We start from the raw sequence: 20,902 nt of genomic DNA, 5'->3' as shown, positions 1-20,902 counted from the left end.
CTTGAGCCGGGACCCATGCCGAGGCGCCGTCACGGCTTAATTGGGTCAGGATCACGTTCCCGGCTAGCGACCTCCCGGAAATTTGGACTGGATCCCGGGTCAAGCCCGGGATGACGAGGACGATCGTTGGCGGGCTGTCGACGCGGGCGCGCGTGCCGCCCGCGATTCAAGATGCGTGCGACGCACCCGGCCACCGGCTGCGCCATCGAACAGGGATGGGCAGGCCGCCCTTCAGCCCCTATCCTCGCCGCGGCGCCACCCATTCGCGCCGCCGTCGCCGTTCAGCAGCCCCCGGAGTTCCCGATGCAGACCATCTTCGTCCAGTTCAAATGCCGCCCGGGCATGGCCTATGCCGTCGCCGACACGCTGGTGCAGGATGTCGAGGAGATTTCCGAGGTCTATTCGACCTCCGGCCAGTACGATTTGATCGCCAAATTCTATCTTCCCGCCGGCCGCGACCTCGGCCACTTCGTCACCGAAAAGCTGCAGGTAATCAACGGCGTCTCCGACACCTTCACCACCGTCGCCTTCAAGGCTTTTGGCGGCAATTGACCTGTCGGAACAGAATGCAGGTGAGCGCGGCCGGTTCATGGCCGTCACCGGGCGCTACGATGGGCGGATCGACACGGAAGAGGCGCTGAGGGTCTTGGCGCGGTAGAGCGCGGCTCCTATAGGCGCTTCACGCCGTGCAAGACCGTTTCCATGCCCCTCATCCTGAGCCTGTCGAAGGACAAGGGGCACGCGCGACCGCCGTGCCGGCCGTCACCCCCGGGCGCGTCAGCCGACGAAGGCGCGCTCGACGACATAGGTGGCGGGCTGCGCGTTCGAGCCTTCGACGAGGCCGAACTTTTCCATCAGCGCGGCGGTGTCCTTCAACATCTCCATCGAGCCGCAGATCATCGCCCGGTCGGTGTCGGGGTCGAGCGGCGGCAGGCCGAGATCCTCGAACAGTCTGCCGCTTTCGATCAGCGTGGTGATGCGCTCGCCGCGCGTCTCGCCGTCGCGCGTCGCCGTCGCGTGGAGATGCAGCTTGTCGCCGACGAACTCGCTCATCAATTCGTCCGCCCGGATCGCCGCGACGAGTTCCTTGCCGTAGGCGAGCTCGGCCGTGGTGCGGCAGGTCTGCGTCAGGATCACCGTCTCGAACTTGTCGTAGGTCTCGGGATCGCGGATGATCGAGGCGAAGGGCGCGATGCCGGTGCCGGTCGAGAACAGATAGAGCCGCTTGCCGGGGAGCAGCGCGTCGTGGACGAGCGTGCCGGTCGACTTCTTGCGCATCAGGACGGTGTCGCCGACCTTGATCTTCTGCAGGTGCTCGGTCAGCGGGCCGTTCGGCACCTTGATCGAAAAGAATTCGAGCTCCTCGTCCCAGGACGGGCTGGCGATGGAATAGGCGCGGTAGACCGGCTTGTCGGCGTTCGGCAGACCGATCATCACGAACTCGCCGGAGCGGAAGCGGAAGCCCGCGGGCCGTGTCATGCGGAAGCGGAACAGCGTGTCGGTATAGTGCTGGACGTCGGTGACGGTCTCGGCGAAGACGCCAGCCGGGATCGGGAACGCCGGCGCGGCGCCGGCCGCGTCGGTGACGGCATTCTCGTTGGCAAAGGCGTTCATCGCAAAGACATTCCCTGTGGCAAGCGTTGATCCCGGCGCAAGATAAGGATTTTGCACGGCAGCAAAAGCCTCTCCGCCCCTCTTCGGCGGGTTTGACCCATAAAAGCGGCCGTCGCCAGAGAGGAATTTCTCAAACCCGGACATCCCGGGGAAAAATCGTCGAGCCGGCGAAGACCCGCCGATAGCGCTCGATCTCGGCCGGGTCGCCCGTCGCCTTGGCCGGATTGTCGGAAAGCTTGACCGCCGGCCGGCCATTGGCCGCGATCACCTTGCACACCAGCGAGATCGCCTCCAGCGCCGAGCCGCCGCCGGGCGCCACGTCGCGAAAGTCGTTGGTGAGGTTGGTGCCCCAGCCGAAACTCATCCGCACCCGCCCGTCGAAATGCCGGTAGGCCGCCTCGATTCCCTCGACGTCCATGCCGTCGGAAAACACCAGGAGCTTTTCCCGCGGGTCGATGCCATGCGCCGTCCACCAGGCCATGATCGTCTCGCCGCCCTCGATCGGTGGCGCCGAATCGGGGCGAAAGCCGGTCCATTCCGTCAGCCAGTCCGGGGCGTCGCGCAGAAACGTCTCGGTGCCGAAGGCATCGGGCAGCACGACGAGAAGATTGCCGCCGTAATAGCTCTGCCATTCCTTCAGCACTTCGTAGGGCGCCCGCTTCAAGGCCGCGTCGCTCGTCGTCAGCGCCGCCGTCACCATCGGCAGCTCGTGCGCATTGGTGCCGATCGCCTCGACGTCGGTGTCCATGGCCAGGAGCACATTGGAGGAGCCGATGAAGGCGCTGCCGAGACCTTCCTTCAGCGCTTCCACGCACCAGCGCTGCCAGAGGAAAGAGTGCCGCCGGCGCGTGCCGAAATCGGAGATCTTGAGGTTCGGCAGCTTGCGCAAGCGCTCCACCTTCTCCCACATCTTCGCCTTGCCCCGGGCATAGAGCACGTCGAGCTCAAAGCGGCCGAGCCCCTTCAGCGCCGCGCGCGAGCGCAGCTCGTTGATGATGGCGAGCGCGGGGATCTCCCACATCGTCGTGTGCGTCCACTTGCCGTGGAAGACGAGCTCGAACTGGCCGTCGACACGCGAAAGCTCGTAGTCCGGCAGCTGGAAATGGGAGAGCCATTCGAGAAAGGCCGGCCGAAAGATCTGCGTCGACCCATAAAAACTGTTGCCCGCCAGCCAGATCATCTCGCGCTTGGTGAAGCGGAGACTGCGGGCATAGTCGAGCTGGGCGCGCAGCTCCGATTCGCTGATGTCGTCGGCGATGCGCACGCGCTTCGTCCGGTTGATCAGGGAAAAGCTGACGTCGACATCCCGGTGCAGGCCCCAGATCATCTGCAGCATCAAGAGCTTGTAGAAATCGGTGTCGAGCAGGCTGCGCACGATCGGATCGAGCTTGAAGGTGTGGCTCCACACCCGCGTGGCGATGTCGGTCGCGACCATGACGGCTCCCCTGGCTGGCGTCGCCGAGGGTTTAGCGCAGCGGATCGCAGCGCGCCAGAACGCCTCGGCCCGACGGCGCAAGCGAGCACCCGGCTTCAGCGCCGATCTTCACGGACACTATATTTCGGCACAACGGTCGTTCGGCGGAACCAAAGAGGAAACCCCGAGCTTTACATCTCACCAAAGTGTAGCGGGCACGGCAAAACGCTCGTGCAGGAGGAATTCAGATGAAATCCAAAATATTGATTGCCGGGCTCATCGCCCTCGGCGCCATGTCCGTGAGCGCCCCGACCATGGCGCAGAACATCGAGATCGGTCCGAACGGCGTGCGTCTGGTCCAGCCCGAAACCGAAATCCGCCGTGATCGCGATCGGGACCGTCGTCCGGATCGTCGCGAAATCAGCGAGCGCGAAGCGATCCGCATTGCGCGCGGCGAAGGCCTGCGCGATGTCGACCGCGTCCGGCGCACCGATCGCGCTTACCGCATCTCCGGCTCGGACCGTCGCGGCCGCGACATCCAGGTGGTGGTCGACCGTCGCCGCGGCGACGTCATCTCGGTCCGCTGACCGCATAGACCGGACAGACATCCACAGGCCCTGCCGGAAACGGCGGGGCCTTTTGCTTGACCAGAGCATGATCTCGAACGGTGGCCACAGCCTTTCGGGTAGATCATGCAAGGACGAGACCTTAAAAAGGGACGGCGGTTCGCAGAGAGGCGTTCCGCTTTCAAGAGACCTGCTTCGGAAGCATTTCTGATGGAGGCGCATGTGGGAAAGCGGCGGCCGCGGCGATGGATGCGCTGCTCGACAATGGCCTGAGCGGCGACAGAGGTCGCGGGCCGATATCCCCTCACAACGCATGGCGGATTTCCAAACCTCAGGCCGCCGGACCGATCATGCTGGCTGGCGGGCGCCGACTGCGCCGGAAGCCCCGTTATGAGGCGCGCACGTCCGATCCGTCATTTTCCGGCGTCTGCATGAGCCTTGCGCGTCGCCGCCGCCTTCTTGGCCGAGGCGGATCGCTCGGCGGGAGACCGGGCCGCCGCGGCCGCGCCGCCCTTCTTTCCCCCTTCGTGCGCGGCGGGATACGCGCTCTTCTTGCCACGGCCCGACCCGCCCGGCTGTTTGCCGCCGCCATCGTCCTTGTTGACCGTGGCCCAGGCTCGCCTTTCGGCTTCCTCTTTCGACACGCCGCGCTTCTCGTAGCCGTCCGCGATCGCATCGGCCTTGCGTTCCTGCTTGTCCGTATACTTGGACTTGTCGCCCTGAGGCATGGCAGGTCTCCCTTGTCTGTCTGGGGAAGGACGGTCGAAGCCGGAGCTTCTGCCGCGGATCAAGCCAGATCGGCCCGCGCTGACGGCGCCGGACCTGAAGCGAGACACCCTTACCCTGGCGGCCGCCCGAACTCTTCCCGAAGCTTTTCCTTTGCCTTTTCCAGCTTGTTTCGGCGCGACCGCGACAGGCTGCTGCCCGCGCGGTTGAGATAAAAGGTCAGCATCGACATCGCCGAGCGGAACGGGCTGGACTTTCGCCGCCGGCTGCGTTCGGCCGATCGCTTCAGCGACCGGGCGATCTCGGCCGGGTCGTCGGCCGCGAAGATTTTCGGCTTGAGGTCGAGGGCGTCGCTGTTGCGCGTGACGTCGGCCGACCAACGGTCTTTCGAGGCTGCGGACATCCCAGGCTCCTCCGGTTTTTCCATCAACCGCCGAACCGCGACCGCCGTTCCCTCGGCCCCGCGCCGAGATCTTGGCCGTCTATCGGCAGGTCGACCGAGCCTGGGTTGTCCGAAATGCTGAATGGGAGGGGATGCGAAGCATGAACTGGTGCTGCGAGGGAGGATTGAACTCCCGACCTCTCCATTACCAATGGAGTGCTCTACCACTGAGCTACCGCAGCCTGACGCTGAACGCGCCGGACTTCTGCCACAGTGTTTCCGCCAGCGCAACCCGCCGACGACGGCTTCGCGCAAGCTCCGGCGCCGGAAGGCACGCAGGGTCCGTGGCGGCGGCAACCGCACCTGCGGCGCTGCCGATCGCCACGCGAATCACGGCGCTGGCCCTCTCTCTTCGGCGCGATCGACAAACCTCGCGCCGCTGAGAAAGAGGCTGGACAGGCGGAATTGTTCTTCCTATAAGGCGCGGACCTTGCGAGCCGCGACGTTTCCGCGCCTCCGAGGCAGGGCGCCCAGGTAGCTCAGTTGGTAGAGCATGCGACTGAAAATCGCAGTGTCGGCGGTTCGACTCCGTCCCTGGGCACCACTATTCTCCCGATCTTGATCATGATGAGAGCCGGGGATCAGCCGCCCTGAGGTGGTAAGCAGGCTGTCCGATCCAAGGCTGTTTCGGATGATCCGCCACTTATCCCTCGGCTCTGCCGGGCCTTGCCTGATGGGCGCCCTTACCTCTGCCGATATCGAGGGCGCTTGGGCCGGGCGACGAGCGCTCTGGTCGACCGGCTCGAAACATCCCAGCCCCGCTGATTCTGGCCTGCTGCCGGGTCCGCGGACCGAGATCAGGTGTTTTGGAACGGGAGCGTCTGAAGGCCAGGACGAAAGCGCGGCCGCGCGGTCCGGATCGAGGTCGCGGAGCCTGCGCGAAGCGCGGGCGGCGGGCGCCCTGTGCCTCAGCTCCCCCCCGCCCCGTGAGGTTCAGCCGTTGCGGGCTTCGCCGCGCAATGTCGGAAGGCCGATGCCGCAGGCGCTGAAGCCGCCGTCGACGGCCAGCGTCTGGCCCGTGACATAGCTGGCCCGCGCGCTGGAAAGGTAGAAGATCGCGTCGGCGATCTCGTCCTCCAGGCCGTAGCGGGCGAGCGGCACGGCGTCGCGGTAGTCGGCACGGATGGCGGCGCTGTGCACTTTCTTGGCCATGGCCGTATCGACCGGGCCGGGTGCCACGGCATTGACCCGGATGTCGAGGCTGGCCAGTTCCACAGCCTGCTGCTTGGTGAGATGGGCAAGGCCCGCTTTGCTGGTGCCATAGGCAACGCGAAGGGTCGAGGCGCGCTCGCCGGAGATCGAGGTGATGTTGACGACGCTGCCGCCGCCATTGCCGGCCATCAGCCTGGCCGCCGCCTGCGTGCACAGGAAGGGGCCACCGAGATTGACCGCCAGCACCCGCGCCCATTCCTCGGGGCTGGTCTCGAGCATCGGCTTGAACACCGCCGTCCCGGCATTGTTGACGAGCGCATCGAGCCGCCCGAAGCGCTGCGCGTGGTGCTCAAAGGCGGTGGTCACGGCGGCGGGGTCGGCAACGTCGCAGACGAGGGCAAGCGCACTCTCCTCCCGGCCGAGATCAGCCATGGTGGTGGCCAGTGCTCCGCCATCGATGTCGAGCAGCGTCACCAGCCAGCCTTCGCCGAGAAACCGCTTCGCCGTGGCGAGGCCGATTCCGCGAGCCGCGCCGGTGATCAGGGCTACCTTGGTCATGTCGTTCCTCCCGCCCGCTGTTTGTCCCGCGGGCTTTTCGCCTCTTGGGCCGGACACGGTCCGACATGCTCTCCTAAGCGAAGTCCGCGGTGTTGGCGACCTCGCTGAAGGATGGCGGCCCGCGCTTCCGTCCGCCACCAGTGCGCCACCAGGGTCAGCCTTCGCGACGGAAACCGCCGAGGACGCGCGCCGCATCGCACGGGCATCACGATCGCGCCTTGGAGTTGCCTGCGTCCCGACCGCCACCGGCGGCGCCGTGAGGTGCCGATCTTCACCGCGCAAGAGCGGGACCGGCGCGTTCCCGCCGGACGTGCCTGGCGGATCAACCGGGCGACGGTGAGACCGGCGTCGCCAGGGCGGCAGCCGCCGCCGCACGGCTTTTCCAGGCCGCCCGCAGGCTTGCCAAGGAGTCAGGGGGTTCCTGTCCGAGTGCTGGCCGCAGTGCTTGGCCACATCCGGCTCGGCCGTCGGGAGCGCAAGGCGCTGTCGATCCGGCTAGAAGCCGCCGGCCCTCATCATATCCGAGCCGAGATAGCGCTGCCGGCTGAGATTGGTGCGGGCGATCTCCAGCGACGTTTCGGTGCAGAGCCGCGCTTCGTCGGCGACGCCGAGCATCGCATTGTCATAGACCGTGGCCAGCATCGGCTGAACCTGCTGCAGCACCATCGCCGCCGTGTCGGTGACATGCACCACCCGCGCCCGGCGATCGCGCGGATCGGCCTGTCGCCGCACCAGATTGCTGCTCTCCAACCGGTCGAGATAGGCCGAGATCGTCATCGGCTCGACATGCATGCCCTTGGCGATGTCGCACTGGCGAACGCCATCGAAAAAGCGGGCGATGTTCATGAGGGCGCGAATGTCGCCGGCACTCAGGTCGAGGCCGGATTCCGCGATGCTCTTGTCCAGTTCGACGCGCATCAGACGGGCGACGTCCGCCAGCATGAAGCCGGCTGGATAATTGATGTCTTCGTTGGGCATTGCCTTGGCTCCTCTGAGAGCGCCGGGTGGCCGCCAGTCGTTCCTGGCAGTCGCCGCCGCATCGGCGCACCAGCAGGCTGCACGTCTGCATCGAGTGAGCATATATGCACTTATACGTAGTCTTGGCGCGCGCATTAACTTTAAGTAGTTCGAAACGTCTGCAAATGAATCTAAATTTTCAAGGAGATATCGCTATATTATAAATCGCATTGACGAACGGGCGACGCCTTACATTCTAAGGCGCGACGATATATTCGGCATGACCATAGGAATAACTGACGATACGCGTGCCAATCCAATCTCCTACAGCAACGCGAGAACAAAACAGGCGCAAATCTGGGTTTATTTTCCGTTAAGATTTTCGGCGAAAACGGCGGAATCACGCAGCTGTGTTGTCTTGGCATCGCAGGAGCGGCTGAAACCCGGGCTTCATCGAGGTCGCGCAGGCGCCTCTCGGGCGAATCACTCTGGCTCCCGGTCATCGGCTCTCATGCTGCAGCGCGGTCGCCGCGCCATGCGGGACTATGCGCTGAGGCGCGGGGTTCCGGCTGAGCCGCCCCGTCTGGAGACGCAAAGGCACCTTATCGACGATCGGCCGGCCAGCCGATCCCCTCGTTGCGGCCGAAAATCGGCAGCCGGAGGCGACGCTTGCCGATTCATGGCGGGGAGCTGCACCATGCCGCCCGTCGGCTATGTCTCAGCCGGCGGACACGCAGTCGGTGGCATAGAGATAGTAGCCGCTGCGACGGATGGCGGCGGCCGCGCAGTCGCTGTCGTAGATCGGCGTCTCCGTGCGCAGCGCGTTGACACGGCCTTCGTATTCCCAGCTCTCGTTCAGAAAACGCGGCATGACCCCCACGGCGCGGGTAACGCAAACGATCGAGCGGTCACTGCGGTGATGATAGATGTTGAACATGCCAAGCCTCCCGCCGGGGTCGTCGTCGGTTCAGGATCGCGGCAGAATGAGACCGCTGTAAGTCGGAAAGCGGATTTCTTTGCTGCGCCGCAACAGCGCCGACGCAGCGCGCCGTCTTAACCGCATAGCATTTTCGGCCCCGGCAGGCGAGCGGACAGGTCGACCGGTGCCGGCGGCGGCCCTCGGGCCGGCCTGCACGGTCGGCCCCTTTCCGACCCCGGCCGATGGGAGGTCACCCGGTCGCGGACAGGCCGAGGGCCTGTGCCGCTGCCGCCCCCCCCCCAAAAAAAACAGCGGCGCATCCGGCGTGGCCGGTTCGACCTTGTTCGGGCCCGGCCGGGCGCAGGACGGGTTTTCGCCGGCCGGTACTGGATCATGACAGCGACCTCCTGCATGGTTTTGCCATGGCAATGGAAATCGAACGCAAATTTCTCCTGCGCGATGACAGCTGGCGTCGAAGCGCCGGCGAGGTCGTCGCCATCCGGCAGTTCTATCTGGGACGGCGCGACGACTTTTCGGTGCGCGTGCGGATCGTCGATGCGGCGCAGGCCTATCTGACGATCAAGACCGGGGCCGGCCTGTCGCGCGGCGAGTTCGAATACCCGATCCCGCTCGCCGATGCGCTCGATCTCGAGCCGGCGCGGATCGGCCGGGTGATCGTCAAGCGGCGCCACCGCCTGCCGCTCGGCCGCCATGTGATCGAGGTCGACGTCTTCGAGGGCGATCTCGCGCCGCTGGTCGTGGCCGAGATCGAACTGGAGAGCGAGAACGATCTCGTTGATCTTCCCGCCTTTCTGGGCCTCGAAGTGACCGGCGATTCCGCCTATTCGAACGCACTGCTTGCGCTTTCCGGCTTCTCCGATACATCCTCTCTCTAAGAGCGCGACCGTCGTGGCGCCGATCTGGCCCGTCCCGTTTCGGGCCTCTCTCCGTTCGTCCAGACTTTTCAGGAAATCCCCATGAGCTACCGCCTCACCCCCGGCCTGCCGCTCGACGCCGAGATCCGGCGCGTCGCCGAGGAGCAGATCGACAAGGCTTCGGCCGAGCTTTCCGCGCCGAAACCCGGCGAGGACCCGCACGAGGCGATCCACGACGTGCGCAAGCGTTTCAAGAAGCTGCGCGCTCTGGTGCTGCTGACCCGGAGCGGCGACACCGGCTTTGCCCGCACCGAGAATGCCCGCTTTCGCGACGCCGCCCGCGCCCTGTCGGGCGTGCGCGATCGCACGGCGCTGATCGAAGCGCTCGATGCCCTCGTCGATCATGTGCCGGCCGGCCTGTCCGAGAGCGCGACGAAGGCCGCGTTCGGCGCCCTGCGGGGCGAGTTGGAAGAAAAGCGCCAGACGGCGCTCGCCGGCGAAGGCGATCTCGGCGCGACGATCGCCGCGACCCTGGCGACGCTGGCCGACAGCCGCGACGCCGCCGGCATGCTGGCCTTCCACCGTCCGGTCAAGGACGCGCCGAAGGTGCTCGCGACGGGCTTTGCCGCCACGCATGGCCGCGCCCGCGACGCGCTGAAGAAGGCCCTGCGCAGCGGTGCGGCGGAAGACCTGCACGACCTGCGCAAGCACGTGAAGTATCTGAGCTTCCATCTGCAGCTCCTCGCCCCGCTCTGGCCCGAGAGTTTCGAGCCGCTGCGCCGGACGGCCGCCGAGATCGCCGATGCGCTCGGCCGCGACCACGACTATGCCGTGCTGCGGGCCGAGCTCATGCCCGAGGCCGAGGGGCACGCGCTGGTGCTGGCGCTGATGGACCGCCGCCAGGCCGAGTTGCAGGCCGGCGCCCTCTCCGACGCCCGCCGGCTGCTGGCCGACAAGCCGGAGGCCGTAGCAGCCCGGATCAAGCGGCTCTGGCGCCTCGCCGCGGAGGCCGCTTCGGCCGCCGAAGGCGCCGGGGGAAGCAGCGGCGCAAGCTAGCCGCGGCAACCGTTCGGGGCCCGGCAGGCCCGCGCCGAGGCCCGGCGCGCGGGTCGGGCCGGTGGGCGAAAGCGTACGGCAGGCGATGCCGTTAAAAACGGTATCGCCTTTGCCTCAATTTGCTTATATGCGGCGCATGAGCACCCACACGCCCCTCGACCATATCCGCAACTTCTCGATCGTGGCCCATATCGACCACGGCAAGTCGACCCTGGCCGACCGGCTGATCCAGACGACGGGAGGGTTGCAGGCTCGCGAAATGACCGAGCAGGTGCTCGACTCGATGGACATCGAGCGCGAGCGCGGCATCACCATCAAGGCGCAGACGGTGCGCCTGCACTACGTCGCCAAGAATGGCGAGACCTACATCCTCAACCTCATCGACACGCCCGGCCATGTCGACTTCGCCTATGAGGTGTCGCGCTCGCTCGCCGCCTGCGAGGGCTCGCTGCTGGTCGTCGACGCGGCGCAGGGGGTCGAGGCGCAGACGCTCGCCAACGTCTATCTCGCGCTCGACAACGGCCACGAGATCGTCCCCGTCCTCAACAAGATCGACCTCCCCGCCGCGGAACCCGACCGGGTGAAGGAGCAGATCGAGGAGGTGATCGGCCTCGACGCCTCCGATGCCGTGATGATCTCGGCGAAATCGGGCATCGGCATCGAGGACGTGCTGGAAGCGGTCGTCCACCGCCTGCCGCCGCCGAAGGAGGGGGACCGCTCGAAGCCGCTGAAGGCCATGCTGGTCGACTCGTGGTACGACGCCTATCTCGGCGTCGTCGTGCTCGTGCGCATCATCGACGGCGAGCTGAGGAAGGGCCAGATCATCCGGATGATGGGCACCGATGCCAAATACCCGGTCGACCGGGTCGGCGTCTTCACCCCGAAAATGCTGGCCATGGACGTTCTCGGCCCCGGCGAGCTCGGCTTCATCACCGCCTCGATCAAGGAAGTCGCCGATACCCGCGTCGGCGACACCATCACCGAGGACAAGCGCCCGACCACGACCATGCTGCCGGGCTTCAAGCCGGCGCAGCCGGTGGTGTTCTGCGGCCTATTCCCGGTCGACGCCGCGCAGTTCGACGACCTCAGGGCCGCCATGGGCAAGCTGCGCCTCAACGACGCCAGCTTCTCCTTCGAGATGGAATCCTCGGCCGCCCTCGGTTTCGGCTTCCGCTGCGGCTTTCTCGGCCTGCTCCACCTCGAGATCGTCCAGGAACGCCTCAGCCGAGAGTTCGACCTCGACCTCATCGCCACCGCGCCCTCCGTCGTCTACGACATCAAGCTGACCGACGGCACGACCATCCAGCTGCACAACCCGTCCGACATGCCGGATGTGATGAAGATCGCTGAGATTCAGGAGCCCTGGATCAAGGCGACGATCCTCACCCCCGACGACTATCTCGGCAACATCCTGACCCTCTGCCAGGAGCGCCGCGGCATCCAGACCGACCTCTCCTATGTCGGCAAGCGCGCTATGGTGACCTACGAGCTGCCGCTGAACGAGGTGGTGTTCGACTTCTACGACCGGCTGAAATCGATCTCCAAGGGCTATGCCTCCTTCGACTATTCACTCATCGACTACCGCGAGGGTGACCTCGTCAAACTCTCCGTGCTCGTCAACGCCGAACCGGTCGACGCGCTCTCCATGCTCGTCCACCGCAACCAGGCGGAACGCCGCGGCCGTGCCATGTGCGAGAAGCTGAAGGAACTGATCCCGAACCACCTCTTTAAGATCCCGATCCAGGCGGCCATCGGCGGCAAGGTCATCGCCCGCGAGACCATCTCGGCGCTGCGCAAGGACGTGACCGCGAAATGCTACGGCGGCGACGCCACGCGCAAGCGCAAACTCCTCGACAAGCAGAAGGAGGGCAAGAAGCGCATGCGCCAGTTCGGCAAGGTGGATATTCCGCAGGAAGCGTTCATCGCCGCGCTGAAGATGGACAACTGACGGCAGCTGGCACGCCGAAGCGAGACCGACACGCGTCAACATCCCGTGCCGCAGGCAGTGCCTCAGGATGACTGCCTGTGCTGCCTTGGCAGAGGCGGCCTCTCGATCGGCCAAAGGGCTCGCGCTCCGCGACGAGCGGGACAAAGCGAAGAGCTGCCGGAACAGCGGGCCAGCGCTTGCCGCTCTGACCCGATCCGGCGGTCGTTCATTCGAGGGCGCCGGACGCCTTTATGTCAGCGCTCCTCCACCACGATCGTGTCGAGGATCCCGGCCGGTTCGTACAGCCATTTGGCAAAGGCGCCGGCGACCATCGCGCCGAGAATGGGCGCGAGCCAGAACATCCAGAGTTGCACGACATAGTCGCCGCCCGCAAACAGGGCCGGTCCCGTGCTTCGCGCAGGGTTGACCGACGTGTTGGTGACCGGGATCGAGATCAGGTGGATGAGCACAAGGGCAAAGCCGATCGGGATTCCCGCAAATCCCGTCGCGGCGCCCTTGGAGGTCGTCCCGATGATGATGAACAGGAAGAAGAAGGTCGCCAGGAATTCGGTGAGGAAGCCCGCCGTGAGCGAGAACCGGCCGGGGCTGAGCGCGCCGTATCCGTTCGCCGCAAACCCGCCGGGCACCCAATCCGCCCGGCCTGACGCGATCATGTAAAGGAAACCGGCGCCGACGATCGCCCCGGCCACCTGAGCGACGATGTAAGGCAGGACGTGCTTGTTGGCACAACGGCCCGCCGACCAGAGCCCCAGTGTCACCGCCGGGTTGAAATGGCCGCCGGAGATATGCCCGACGGCATAGGCCATGGTCAGGACAGTCAGCCCGAAAGCAAAGGCCACGCCGAGAAACCCGATGCCGAGATCGGGAAAGGCCGCTGACAGGACGGCGGCCCCGCAGCCCCCAAACGTCAGCCAGAAGGTACCAAAGAATTCTGCGATGCACCTGCGAAGTGTGTCTCGGTCCATGCGGCGCGCCCCCGATCACTGAACTCCCTTTGCGTCAGGGGACGCCGAAAGTCCCTCGGGGTCAAGCATCGCAGCCGGGACTCTGATGAACAATTCCACGCCGGCACGCGGCCTGTCTCATCACCCTCGTTGACGGGCCAGCCGGTTTGCCGGTGGGCGGCTCGACACGGGAAGTAACTGCTTCCAAACAGCGGTCGAGGAGACAGCTGCGCGTCGCTTTGCCGAAGGGCGCCGTTACCGATCAGGCTTGCGGTTTGCCCGCGCCGTTTCCCCGGCCAGAACGCCGGCAAAGCAGCGGGACCCCCGGCTTCGCCGGATCCGGCGCGGCACCCTGGGAGCTGAAGCCAAACTGGCGATTGGCCAAAAGGGTCACCGGCTTGGCAAGCACGCATCAATCGCCTGTTCCTGAAGCGTGACCACACCGGTTGCCATTTGCCGCTTCGCCCTCTATCCCCGGCCCTCGCCTTTCCGCCGCCTGCCGGGCCGCCCGAGACAAAGCACTGACATGACCCAACCTGCCTGCGGCCTCGATTTCGGCACGACGAACTCCACCCTCGGCCTGTTGCGCGGCGGCGTGCCGCATCTCGTGGCGCTGGAGGACGGGCAGGCGACAATTCCCTCGGCGATGTTCTTCAGCCTCGAGGACCACAGCACCCATTTCGGCCGCAAGGCGGTGTTCGAATATGTCGACGGCGCCGAGGGGCGGTTCATGCGGGCGCTGAAGAGCGTGCTCGGGACCTCGCTGATGGAGGAGACGACGCGCGTCGGCCGCGAGCGGCTGCATTTCGGCGACATCATCGGCCTGTTCCTGAAATCCCTGAAGGCGACAGCCGAGACCGCGGCAGGCGCCCCCATCGACAAGGTGGTGCTCGGCCGTCCCGTGCATTTCGTCGACGACGACGCGGCCGCCGACCGCACCGCCGAGGACCAGCTCGCCGCGGCGGCCAGGGCGCAGGGGTTCTCCCAGATCGAGTTCCAGTTCGAGCCCGTCGCCGCGGCGCTGAACTACGAACGCGACGTGACGGCGGAGGAGCTCGCGCTCGTCGTCGACATCGGCGGCGGCACCTCCGACTTCACCGTCATCCGGCTGTCGCCGCAGGGGGCTGAGAAGCCCGACCGCAGCGACGACATCCTCGCCTCCTCCGGCGTCCACATCGGCGGCACGGATTTCGACCGGGTGCTGAGTCTCGCCGAGGTCATGCCGTCACTCGGCATGGGCACCGCGACCGCCGACGGCAAGCGCCGCATGCCGGTCTGGTACTTCAACGACCTGGCCACCTGGCACCGGATCAACCTGCTCTACACGCCCAAAATCGCCCGCGACCTGTTCGAGCTCCGGCGCGAATCGGCCGACCCCGACAAGCTCTCGCGCTTCCTGAAAATCCTCGAGCACCGCTCCGGCCACCGCCTCGCCGGCAAGGTCGAAGCGGCGAAGATCGCCCTGACGGACGCGGGCGAGGCGGAGGTCTGGCTGAAGGAAACCGGGCTCGACCTCAGCCAGACGATCACCCGTCCCGCCTTCGAGGCGGCCGTGGAGAGCCTCGTTGCCGGCATCACCGGCAGCATTCTGGACTGTCTCGCCAAGGCCGGCATCGAGGCCTCGGCGATCGACACCGTCCTCCTCACCGGCGGCTCGACGCAGATCCCGGTGGTGCACCGCGCCGCGACGGGCCTCTTCCCCGGCGCCCGCGTCGTCGAGAGCGACGCTTTCGGCAGCGTCGGGCTCGGTCTTGCCGTCGACGCCAAGCGCAAGTTCGGCTGAGCGGCGCGGCGTCCACAGCACCCGGCAAAGGATGGCGGCGCCGGCAGAAGCCAGCGCCGCCGGTGTTTGCGCCTACTCAGCCTTGAGGAAATCGGCGACGTCGAGCAGGACGAACTCGTTGTCGTCGGCCTTGTTCAATTCGCGGCCGGCCGAGAAGGGGAAATTGTTGTCGTTGCCGACGACGATATGGGTCTCGTCAACGCGGTCGACGTTCTCGATGGTCACGAACGGCATGTCGTAGATCCCGTCCTTGCCGCCCTGCTTGGCGAGGCCCTTCAGATCCTTGATGGCGAGGAGGTCGATATAGCCGATCTTGCGGGCAGCCTTGCCGACATTCTCGTCGGTCAATTCGATCTTGTAGATCCGCTTGAGCTGGGCCGGCGTGGCAAAACAGTCGGCGGCCGGCTCCCCCTTGCAGGCCTCGCCGGGACGGCCGGCGCCATTGTCGCGCTCGATGACGAGGCCTTGCGTGTCGCTGATCATGTTGAAGTCGCCGATTGCCTCGCCGCCCTCGGCCAGCGGGTAGAGCCAGGAGCGGCCGGTCCAGTCGCCCTTGGCGGTGTCGAACTCGATGATGCTGAGGCCGGTGCGGCCGTCCTCGACCGTCGCGACCTTGCCGTCGGTATAGAGCGGGCCTTCGAGCAGCGCGTAGAGGCGCGCGCCGTCCGGCGAGAGGGCCAGGCCCTCATAGCCGCCCGAGCGCTTCAGGTTGATGGCCGGCAGCGGCTTGGTGGGATTGTCGGGCAGCTTCAGCATGGCGTTGTCAGGCGACATCACCTTGGTCTCGCCGACGCGCGTGGCATGGGCCGACTGCAGCCGTCCCTCGAGGTCGAACTTCAGGAGGTAGGGGCCAAATTCCTCACCGACCCAAAAGCCGTCGGCCACGGGCTGGATGGATTCGACGTCGAAGTCGGCGCCTGTGAGATAGCGGGTGTCCGTCCCCTCGAGCGTGATCGGGAACGGCGCCTTCATTTCGGGATCGCTGAGGAAGACCGTCTCCTTCCGATCGACCGTACCCGCCGTCCAGTCGATGGCGAGGTGATGCAGCATCAGCATCGCGTCGCTCGACGTCGCCTTGGAGCCGAAACCGTTGTCGGAGAGACTCCAGAACGTGCCGTCGGGCATCTTGCGGATGCCGGAGAAACCCTGGACGGACTGGCCGTCGATCGGCAGGCCGGAATTCGTCGGGCGCTTGCCGTCCATGCCGGCAACCTTGCCGAGCTCGGTGGTGCGCTGGCGGTCGGGCGTGGTAAATTTTCCGGCCTGCTTCAGAAAGGCCGGCGCATCGGCCGGGGCAGCGACGACGGTGGCGGCCGGCAGTATCGCCTGGCCGGCGAGCGTCGCGTGGAACGCCTGGCCCTCGACGGACTGGGCGGCGGCGGCGGAAACACCCAGAAGCAGTAGGGCAAAACTGGTCTTGAGAATCGTCGTCATGGAACCGGTCTCCTGTGAATGGCACGGCGAGAGACACCGGTTTTCGATGACAGGGCGTTGAACGGGCCGTGAACAGCGCGTGACAATCCCGGCGCGCCGGGAGGATCCCGGGCACGATGAGGGCCTGGGGGAAAGGCGAGGAAGACCGGCTGGCCGCTCGTCCTCTCTCGCTATTTGGCCGGCGCCATCGCCTTCATCGCCTCGGCCATGCCGGCGCAGGGGTCGGCGATATCGGCCCGCGGGGTGAAGAGCACGAAGTCGTAGGGCGCCGGCGTGTCCCTGGACATGCCATAGTCGGCGAGTCCGGTCTTGCCGTCCGCCACCTCCATCATGCCGATGGAGACGATCGCGGCGCCCGGCGCCCGGGTCCGGAGCAGCGCCGGCACGGCATAGTCTGTGCGCACGTGCCCCGCCCCGGCGATCAGCACGGCCTGACCGCGGCTCGATGCCTCGACCAGCGCGTCGGCGAGCGCCCCGTCGCGCGCCCGCTGCACCGTCAGCATCGGCGCGATCGCCTTGTCGGGCAGGAGGCCGCAATGCGATTCCTTCAGCTCGGTCGTGAGACTCGCCTCCCCGCCCTCGGGCATCGGCAAGTCGAGACCGAGACGCGCGACGTCGGGCGCCGGCAGCGCGGCCACGCCCTCGCGGCTGATGCGCCGTGTCGTCTCGAGTCCGAGATTCCCGGCATGGATGGGCAGCCGGTGCGCCAGCGCCGTGGCCACGATCGGTCGGTAGATGGCAAAATCCGGCCAGCCCCGCTCCGTCCATTTCACCGCTGCGCCAAAACCCTCCGCCGTGGCGCCGGGCTTGGCCAGAAAAGCATCGAGCGCCGGGATCTCGTCGGCGGAAATCATCTCGAAGACGACGGCTGGCCGCTCGCCCGCCGCCACCATCGCCTCGACGATCCGTGCCTGGATCGCGTGATGGTCGGGATTGCTGTGGATCTCGCCCAGGAGGACATAGTCCGCGCCGTCCAGCGCCGCGGTCAGGGTGGCGGCATCCACGCGCCGACCGTCGCCGCTCCACAGCGAGCCGACGAGCGGATTGTCGCGAAAATGGCTCGACAGCCAGGCCGACGGCATCTCGAAGGCGGTGGCCGGCGTCGCCAGAGCGAGGAGTGCCAGAACCGGAAGGTGACGAAGAAGAGCCAGCATCGAGGACTTTCAGGCGAGGGCCGGGTGCGGCGGGACGGCGGAGTCGGTTTGGAGCAAGTTTCGTCTGTCCGCTGCAGCCTTGAATATAGGCATCCCCGCAGCGAGGAGCGAGGCGCGGACACGAGCGGCATTTTCCCCGGGCACGACATTGTCTATGGATGGGCGACATCCGGCGCCGCCGGACCAGCCCCTTCGTCCGTCGTGCCGGCTTTGCCGGGGCGGACGACCGCAGGAAAGACCAGAGCATGACCCTTACCCTCGCCCATGCCCGCATCATCATCAAGGCCGCTTTCGAGAAGGGCGTGGCGATGAACCTGAAGCCCCTGACGATCGCCGTGCTCGACGCCGGCGGCTCGTTGATCGCCCTCGAGCGCATGGATGGCGCGAGCCCCATGCGGCCGGACATCGCTATCGGCAAGGCCAATGGCTGCGTCCAGCTCGGCATCGGCTCGCGCGCTTTGCAGACACGCGCCGAGACCCAGCCCTTCTTCATCCAGGCGATGAATGCGCTCGCCAAGGGCTCGCTGGTGCCGGTGCCGGGCGGCGTCCTCGTCAAGGGCAAGGACGGCCGCATCCTCGGCGCCGTCGGCATCACCGGCGATACCTCGGACAATGACGAGGCCTGCGCCGTCGCCGGAATCGAGACCGCCGGACTTACCGCCGACCACGGCTGAACGCCACGCCAGCCATCGCTGCGGGGGATCAAGATTTTCCCCGCGGCGGCCAATTGGCAAAAGCAATCCTCGACAGCGCAGCCGGCAATGGCGACAGTGGCGGCGATGAAACGAGCGCCTCGCCCTGAGGCCGCCCGCACAGGACAGAGATGACCACCGACCGCAGCAACCCCGAGATCCGGCTCGTCGCCACCGACGCGCCGCCGATGCGCGCCGCTCGGCGGATCGAGCCGCTGGCGACGCTGCCGGTGTTCTTCGATCTCGCCGGCAAGCGTGTCGCGATGACCGGCGGCGGGGCCGGCGCGGCCTGGAAGGCCGAGCTTCTGGCCGCGGCCGGCGCCGACGTGGTGCTGGACGTGCTCGCCGACGAGATCGGCGAGGAGATGGCGGCGCTACTCATCGCCGGCCCCGCAGCGGGTTCGCTGACCCACCGCGACCGCCCCTGGAGCCTCGACAGTTTTGCCGGTGCCGCGCTGGCCGTCGGCGACTGCGATACCGACGCCTCGGCGCAAGCCTTCTTCTGCGCGGCCCGGGCCGCCGGCGTGCCGGTCAACGTGATCGACAAGCCGGCCTTCTGCGAGTTCCGCTTCGGCACCATCGTCAACCGTTCGCCGGCTGTCATCGGCATTTCCACGGACGGCGCCGCGCCGATCCTCGGCCAGGCGATCCGCCGCCGCATCGAGACGCTCTTGCCGCGCGCCCTTTCCGGCTGGGCGGCGCTCGCCGCCACGGTGCGCGGCGAGGTGATGGCCCGGCTCGACGCCGGCCCGCGCCGCCGCAGTTTCTGGGAAAATTTCTCCTCGCGCGCCTTCACGGGACGGGCGCCGGATCTGGCCGACACCGCGGCGTTGTCGGCCCTCGTCGACGGCCTTGCCGCCTCGCCGGAGGCCGGCGGCCGCGTCACCCTCGTCGGTGCCGGTCCCGGCGAGGCCGAGTTGCTGACGCTGAAGGCCGTCCGGGCGCTGCAGGCGGCTGATGTCATCCTCTTCGACGATCTCGTCTCGGACGAAATCTTGGAACTCGCCCGGCGCGAGGCGAAACGCATGCTCGTCGGCAAGCGAGCGGCGCGCGAGAGCTGCCGGCAGGAGGACATCAACGCTTTGATGATCCAGTTCGCCAAGGCCGGCAAGCACGTGGTGCGGCTGAAATCGGGCGATGTCGGCGTGTTCGGTCGGGCCGGCGAGGAGATCGAAGCGCTGAAGGCGGAAAACATTCCGGTCGCCATCGTGCCCGGCATCACCGCCGCCTCGGCGCTCGCCGCCGGCTTTGGCGTCTCGCTGACGCACCGCGACCGCGCCACCCAGGTGCGCTTCGTCACCGGCCATTCCAAGAAGGGTGGCCTGCCCGACGATCTCGACTGGCACGCCCTCGCCGACGACCATGCCACCACCGTCTTCTACATGGGCGGCCGCATGGCGCCGAAGATTGCCGAGATGCTGATCGCCCACGGCCTACCGGCATCGACGCCCGTCGCCGTCGCCGCCAACATCTCGCGCGCGGACGAGACGCGCGGCACCGGCCATCTCCAGGACCTCGGCGCCATCGTCGCCCGCATCGGCGTCGACCGTCCCATCCTCATCGGCGTCGGCCGGGTGTTTGCCGATTGCGTCGACACGCTGGACGTCGCCAGCGAAAACCCGAGCCGGCAGGAAGCCCGCGGCAGCGCCTGACAGGAAGCCTTGGAATGACCGAAGCGGTTGACGCCGAAACGCTGGTTGGGCGCCTGCTTTCTGCAGGCGCCAGCGGGCGGCGCCTCCTCGTCGCCATCGCCGGGCCGCCAGGGGTCGGCAAAAGCACGACCACCGCGACCCTTGCCGACCGGCTGAATGCCGAAACTCCCGGCCTGTGCGGCGTGCTGGCGATGGACGGCTACCACTTCGACGATGCCGTTCTGCACGCCCGCGGCCACCGCCCGCGCAAGGGCGCGCCCTTCACCTTCGACCTCGGCGGCCTCCGGGCGATGATCCAGCGGCTGAAGGCCGACGACGGCACGGACATCGCCGTCCCCGTCTTCGACCGCACCATCGAGATCGCCCGCGCCGGCGCCGCCATCATCCCCGCGGCAGCCCGCATCGTGCTCGTCGAGGGCAACTATCTCCTCCTCGACGCGCCCGGCTGGCGCGAGCTGAAATCCCTGTTCGACGTGACCGTGATGCTCGCTGCCGATCCGGCCGTGCTCGAAGCCCGCCTCACCGAGCGCTGGCAGGGTTTTGGCCTCGTCGGAGAGGACATGCGGCAGAAGATGGAGGGCAACGACCTTCCGAACCTGCACCTCGTGCTGGGGCACAGCCTGGCGGCGGATTTTGAACTGCGGACGGACGAGGGTTAATCCGCCGGCAACTGCACGATGCCGCTGCAGCGGACACGTCCGTGGCCCTCATCCTGAGCCTGTCGAAGGGCGAGGGCCACGTGCCACGTTTCCGCGCGGTGCCGACCCTCGTGGTTCGTCAGGCTCACCATGAGGGTGAAGGGAGGAGCGGCTCACCGAGTCTCCCAACTCCGCCGCGAGCGGCTGGAGCAGGCGATCTTCCAGCGGCCGCAGTGGTCGGCTCGAGCTTTTCGATGAGGGTCTGGGGCGCCGAAGCTGCTTCTTCTCCCCTCCGGGGAGAAGGTCGCGGCATGTCCTGCCCTGATAGAGTGGTGACATTTCAGCCCGGATGGATGGGTGACACTTTGTTGGCTGGGA

Annotated in this window: 19 protein-coding genes and 2 tRNA genes; 10 read left to right on the top strand and 11 right to left on the bottom strand. The window is 66.9% G+C overall.

The window, feature by feature from the left end; translation table 11 throughout:
* Nucleotides 1-303: 303 nt before the first annotated feature.
* Nucleotides 304-552 (top strand): Lrp/AsnC ligand binding domain-containing protein, encoded by a 249-nt coding sequence (locus IEX88_RS21775; protein ID WP_188854596.1) that lies wholly within the window; start codon nt 304-306, stop codon nt 550-552.
* A gap of 225 nt (nt 553-777) precedes the next feature.
* Here IEX88_RS21775 and IEX88_RS21770 read toward each other — a convergent pair whose 3' ends face one another.
* Nucleotides 778-1,614 carry a ferredoxin--NADP reductase gene (locus IEX88_RS21770; RefSeq protein WP_188854595.1) on the bottom strand — a complete coding sequence of 279 codons (837 nt, stop codon included), beginning with the start codon at nt 1,612-1,614 and terminating at the stop codon, nt 778-780.
* Nucleotides 1,615-1,744: 130 nt separating this feature from the next.
* Nucleotides 1,745-3,049, bottom strand: coding sequence for a nicotinate phosphoribosyltransferase (gene pncB / locus IEX88_RS21765; protein WP_188854594.1), 1,305 nt, complete (start codon nt 3,047-3,049; stop codon nt 1,745-1,747).
* Nucleotides 3,050-3,342: 293 nt separating this feature from the next.
* Between pncB and IEX88_RS21760 the strand changes: the two genes are divergently transcribed.
* Entirely contained in the window at nt 3,343-3,615 is a 273-nt protein-coding gene (locus IEX88_RS21760; protein ID WP_244640426.1) for a PepSY domain-containing protein, read from the top strand.
* Between the two features lie 392 nt (nt 3,616-4,007).
* On the opposite strand, the gene IEX88_RS21755 is transcribed toward IEX88_RS21760, so the two are convergent.
* The 3 genes from IEX88_RS21755 to IEX88_RS21745 all read right to left on the bottom strand — a co-directional run bounded on the left by IEX88_RS21755 (nt 4,008) and on the right by IEX88_RS21745 (nt 4,944).
* The gene (locus IEX88_RS21755; protein ID WP_188854592.1) at nt 4,008-4,322 is read right to left on the bottom strand and encodes a plasmid stabilization protein; all 315 of its coding nucleotides are present in this window, start codon (nt 4,320-4,322) and stop codon (nt 4,008-4,010) included.
* Between the two features lie 110 nt (nt 4,323-4,432).
* Nucleotides 4,433-4,723 carry a DUF3175 domain-containing protein gene (locus tag IEX88_RS21750; RefSeq protein WP_210319319.1) on the bottom strand — a complete coding sequence of 97 codons (291 nt, stop codon included), beginning with the start codon at nt 4,721-4,723 and terminating at the stop codon, nt 4,433-4,435.
* Between the two features lie 146 nt (nt 4,724-4,869).
* Nucleotides 4,870-4,944: transfer RNA gene (locus IEX88_RS21745), tRNA-Thr, on the bottom strand.
* A gap of 286 nt (nt 4,945-5,230) precedes the next feature.
* Between IEX88_RS21745 and IEX88_RS21740 the strand changes: the two genes are divergently transcribed.
* Nucleotides 5,231-5,306, top strand: a tRNA-Phe gene (locus IEX88_RS21740).
* Nucleotides 5,307-5,695: 389 nt separating this feature from the next.
* Here IEX88_RS21740 and IEX88_RS21735 read toward each other — a convergent pair.
* The 3 genes from IEX88_RS21735 to IEX88_RS21725 form a co-directional block, all read right to left on the bottom strand.
* Complete coding sequence (locus tag IEX88_RS21735; protein ID WP_188854590.1) at nt 5,696-6,472, bottom strand: SDR family NAD(P)-dependent oxidoreductase; 777 nt, start codon at nt 6,470-6,472, stop codon at nt 5,696-5,698.
* Between the two features lie 495 nt (nt 6,473-6,967).
* Nucleotides 6,968-7,450: a MarR family winged helix-turn-helix transcriptional regulator gene (locus tag IEX88_RS21730; RefSeq protein ID WP_188854589.1), complete on the bottom strand. Its 483-nt coding sequence runs from the start codon at nt 7,448-7,450 to the stop codon at nt 6,968-6,970.
* A gap of 697 nt (nt 7,451-8,147) precedes the next feature.
* Nucleotides 8,148-8,366, bottom strand: coding sequence for a hypothetical protein (locus tag IEX88_RS21725; protein WP_188854588.1), 219 nt, complete (start codon nt 8,364-8,366; stop codon nt 8,148-8,150).
* A 404-nt stretch (nt 8,367-8,770) separates the two neighbouring features.
* On the opposite strand from IEX88_RS21725, the gene IEX88_RS21720 reads away from it, so the two are divergent.
* From IEX88_RS21720 to lepA, 3 genes are all read left to right on the top strand, one after another.
* Nucleotides 8,771-9,244, top strand: coding sequence for a CYTH domain-containing protein (locus IEX88_RS21720; RefSeq protein WP_188854587.1), 474 nt, complete (start codon nt 8,771-8,773; stop codon nt 9,242-9,244).
* 81 nt (nt 9,245-9,325) lie between these two features.
* Nucleotides 9,326-10,279, top strand: a complete 954-nt coding sequence (locus tag IEX88_RS21715; RefSeq protein WP_188854586.1) for a CHAD domain-containing protein — start codon at nt 9,326-9,328, stop codon at nt 10,277-10,279.
* A 127-nt stretch (nt 10,280-10,406) separates the two neighbouring features.
* Complete coding sequence (lepA, locus tag IEX88_RS21710) at nt 10,407-12,227, top strand: translation elongation factor 4 (protein ID WP_188854585.1); 1,821 nt, start codon at nt 10,407-10,409, stop codon at nt 12,225-12,227.
* Nucleotides 12,228-12,460: 233 nt separating this feature from the next.
* Here the strand turns inward: lepA and aqpZ are convergent, their stop codons facing one another.
* The gene (gene aqpZ, locus IEX88_RS21705) at nt 12,461-13,192 is read right to left on the bottom strand and encodes an aquaporin Z (RefSeq protein ID WP_188854584.1); all 732 of its coding nucleotides are present in this window, start codon (nt 13,190-13,192) and stop codon (nt 12,461-12,463) included.
* Between the two features lie 505 nt (nt 13,193-13,697).
* Between aqpZ and IEX88_RS21700 the strand changes: the two genes are divergently transcribed.
* A complete protein-coding gene (locus tag IEX88_RS21700; RefSeq protein WP_188854583.1) occupies nt 13,698-14,954 on the top strand; it encodes an Hsp70 family protein in 1,257 nt (418 codons plus the stop codon).
* Between the two features lie 72 nt (nt 14,955-15,026).
* Here IEX88_RS21700 and IEX88_RS21695 read toward each other — a convergent pair whose 3' ends face one another.
* Together IEX88_RS21695 and IEX88_RS21690 are read right to left on the bottom strand one after the other, a co-directional pair.
* A complete protein-coding gene (locus tag IEX88_RS21695) occupies nt 15,027-16,388 on the bottom strand; it encodes an esterase-like activity of phytase family protein (protein WP_188854582.1) in 1,362 nt (453 codons plus the stop codon).
* 170 nt (nt 16,389-16,558) lie between these two features.
* Nucleotides 16,559-17,542 carry a ChaN family lipoprotein gene (locus IEX88_RS21690; protein WP_188854581.1) on the bottom strand — a complete coding sequence of 328 codons (984 nt, stop codon included), beginning with the start codon at nt 17,540-17,542 and terminating at the stop codon, nt 16,559-16,561.
* A 245-nt stretch (nt 17,543-17,787) separates the two neighbouring features.
* Between IEX88_RS21690 and IEX88_RS21685 the strand changes: the two genes are divergently transcribed.
* From IEX88_RS21685 to IEX88_RS21675, 3 genes are all read left to right on the top strand, one after another.
* A complete protein-coding gene (locus IEX88_RS21685; protein ID WP_188854580.1) occupies nt 17,788-18,216 on the top strand; it encodes a GlcG/HbpS family heme-binding protein in 429 nt (142 codons plus the stop codon).
* A 206-nt stretch (nt 18,217-18,422) separates the two neighbouring features.
* The gene (cysG, locus tag IEX88_RS21680) at nt 18,423-19,886 is read left to right on the top strand and encodes a siroheme synthase CysG (RefSeq protein WP_188854698.1); all 1,464 of its coding nucleotides are present in this window, start codon (nt 18,423-18,425) and stop codon (nt 19,884-19,886) included.
* Nucleotides 19,887-19,900: 14 nt separating this feature from the next.
* Nucleotides 19,901-20,545: a nucleoside/nucleotide kinase family protein gene (locus IEX88_RS21675; protein WP_244640425.1), complete on the top strand. Its 645-nt coding sequence runs from the start codon at nt 19,901-19,903 to the stop codon at nt 20,543-20,545.
* The last annotated feature ends 357 nt before the right edge of the window (nt 20,546-20,902 follow it).

Origin of the sequence: Aureimonas glaciei (genome assembly GCF_014643375.1) — a bacterium.
In the GTDB taxonomy this organism is placed as follows: Bacteria; Pseudomonadota; Alphaproteobacteria; order Rhizobiales; family Rhizobiaceae; genus Plantimonas; species Plantimonas glaciei.
The sequence above is the reverse complement of the archived record's forward strand: the minus strand, read 5'-3'. Positions and strand labels throughout refer to the sequence as shown.

Bases quoted from the DNA above. Each gene is read 5' to 3' on its own strand.
- IEX88_RS21685 (WP_188854580.1), top strand. From the start codon at position 17,788: ATGACCCTTACCCTCGCCCATGCCCGCATCATCATCAAGGCCGCTTTC.
- IEX88_RS21720 (WP_188854587.1), top strand. From the start codon at position 8,771: ATGGCAATGGAAATCGAACGCAAATTTCTCCTGCGCGATGACAGCTGG.
- IEX88_RS21695 (WP_188854582.1), bottom strand. From the start codon at position 16,388: ATGACGACGATTCTCAAGACCAGTTTTGCCCTACTGCTTCTGGGTGTT.
- IEX88_RS21775 (WP_188854596.1), top strand. From the start codon at position 304: ATGCAGACCATCTTCGTCCAGTTCAAATGCCGCCCGGGCATGGCCTAT.
- IEX88_RS21730 (WP_188854589.1), bottom strand. From the start codon at position 7,450: ATGCCCAACGAAGACATCAATTATCCAGCCGGCTTCATGCTGGCGGAC.
- IEX88_RS21715 (WP_188854586.1), top strand. From the start codon at position 9,326: ATGAGCTACCGCCTCACCCCCGGCCTGCCGCTCGACGCCGAGATCCGG.
- IEX88_RS21735 (WP_188854590.1), bottom strand. From the start codon at position 6,472: ATGACCAAGGTAGCCCTGATCACCGGCGCGGCTCGCGGAATCGGCCTC.
- cysG (WP_188854698.1), top strand. From the start codon at position 18,423: ATGCGCGCCGCTCGGCGGATCGAGCCGCTGGCGACGCTGCCGGTGTTC.
- IEX88_RS21770 (WP_188854595.1), bottom strand. From the start codon at position 1,614: ATGAACGCCTTTGCCAACGAGAATGCCGTCACCGACGCGGCCGGCGCC.
- IEX88_RS21750 (WP_210319319.1), bottom strand. From the start codon at position 4,723: ATGTCCGCAGCCTCGAAAGACCGTTGGTCGGCCGACGTCACGCGCAAC.
- IEX88_RS21690 (WP_188854581.1), bottom strand. From the start codon at position 17,542: ATGCTGGCTCTTCTTCGTCACCTTCCGGTTCTGGCACTCCTCGCTCTG.
- IEX88_RS21760 (WP_244640426.1), top strand. From the start codon at position 3,343: ATGGCGCAGAACATCGAGATCGGTCCGAACGGCGTGCGTCTGGTCCAG.
- pncB (WP_188854594.1), bottom strand. From the start codon at position 3,049: ATGGTCGCGACCGACATCGCCACGCGGGTGTGGAGCCACACCTTCAAG.
- lepA (WP_188854585.1), top strand. From the start codon at position 10,407: ATGCGGCGCATGAGCACCCACACGCCCCTCGACCATATCCGCAACTTC.
- IEX88_RS21725 (WP_188854588.1), bottom strand. From the start codon at position 8,366: ATGTTCAACATCTATCATCACCGCAGTGACCGCTCGATCGTTTGCGTT.
- IEX88_RS21675 (WP_244640425.1), top strand. From the start codon at position 19,901: ATGACCGAAGCGGTTGACGCCGAAACGCTGGTTGGGCGCCTGCTTTCT.
- IEX88_RS21700 (WP_188854583.1), top strand. From the start codon at position 13,698: ATGACCCAACCTGCCTGCGGCCTCGATTTCGGCACGACGAACTCCACC.
- aqpZ (WP_188854584.1), bottom strand. From the start codon at position 13,192: ATGGACCGAGACACACTTCGCAGGTGCATCGCAGAATTCTTTGGTACC.
- IEX88_RS21755 (WP_188854592.1), bottom strand. From the start codon at position 4,322: ATGCCTCAGGGCGACAAGTCCAAGTATACGGACAAGCAGGAACGCAAG.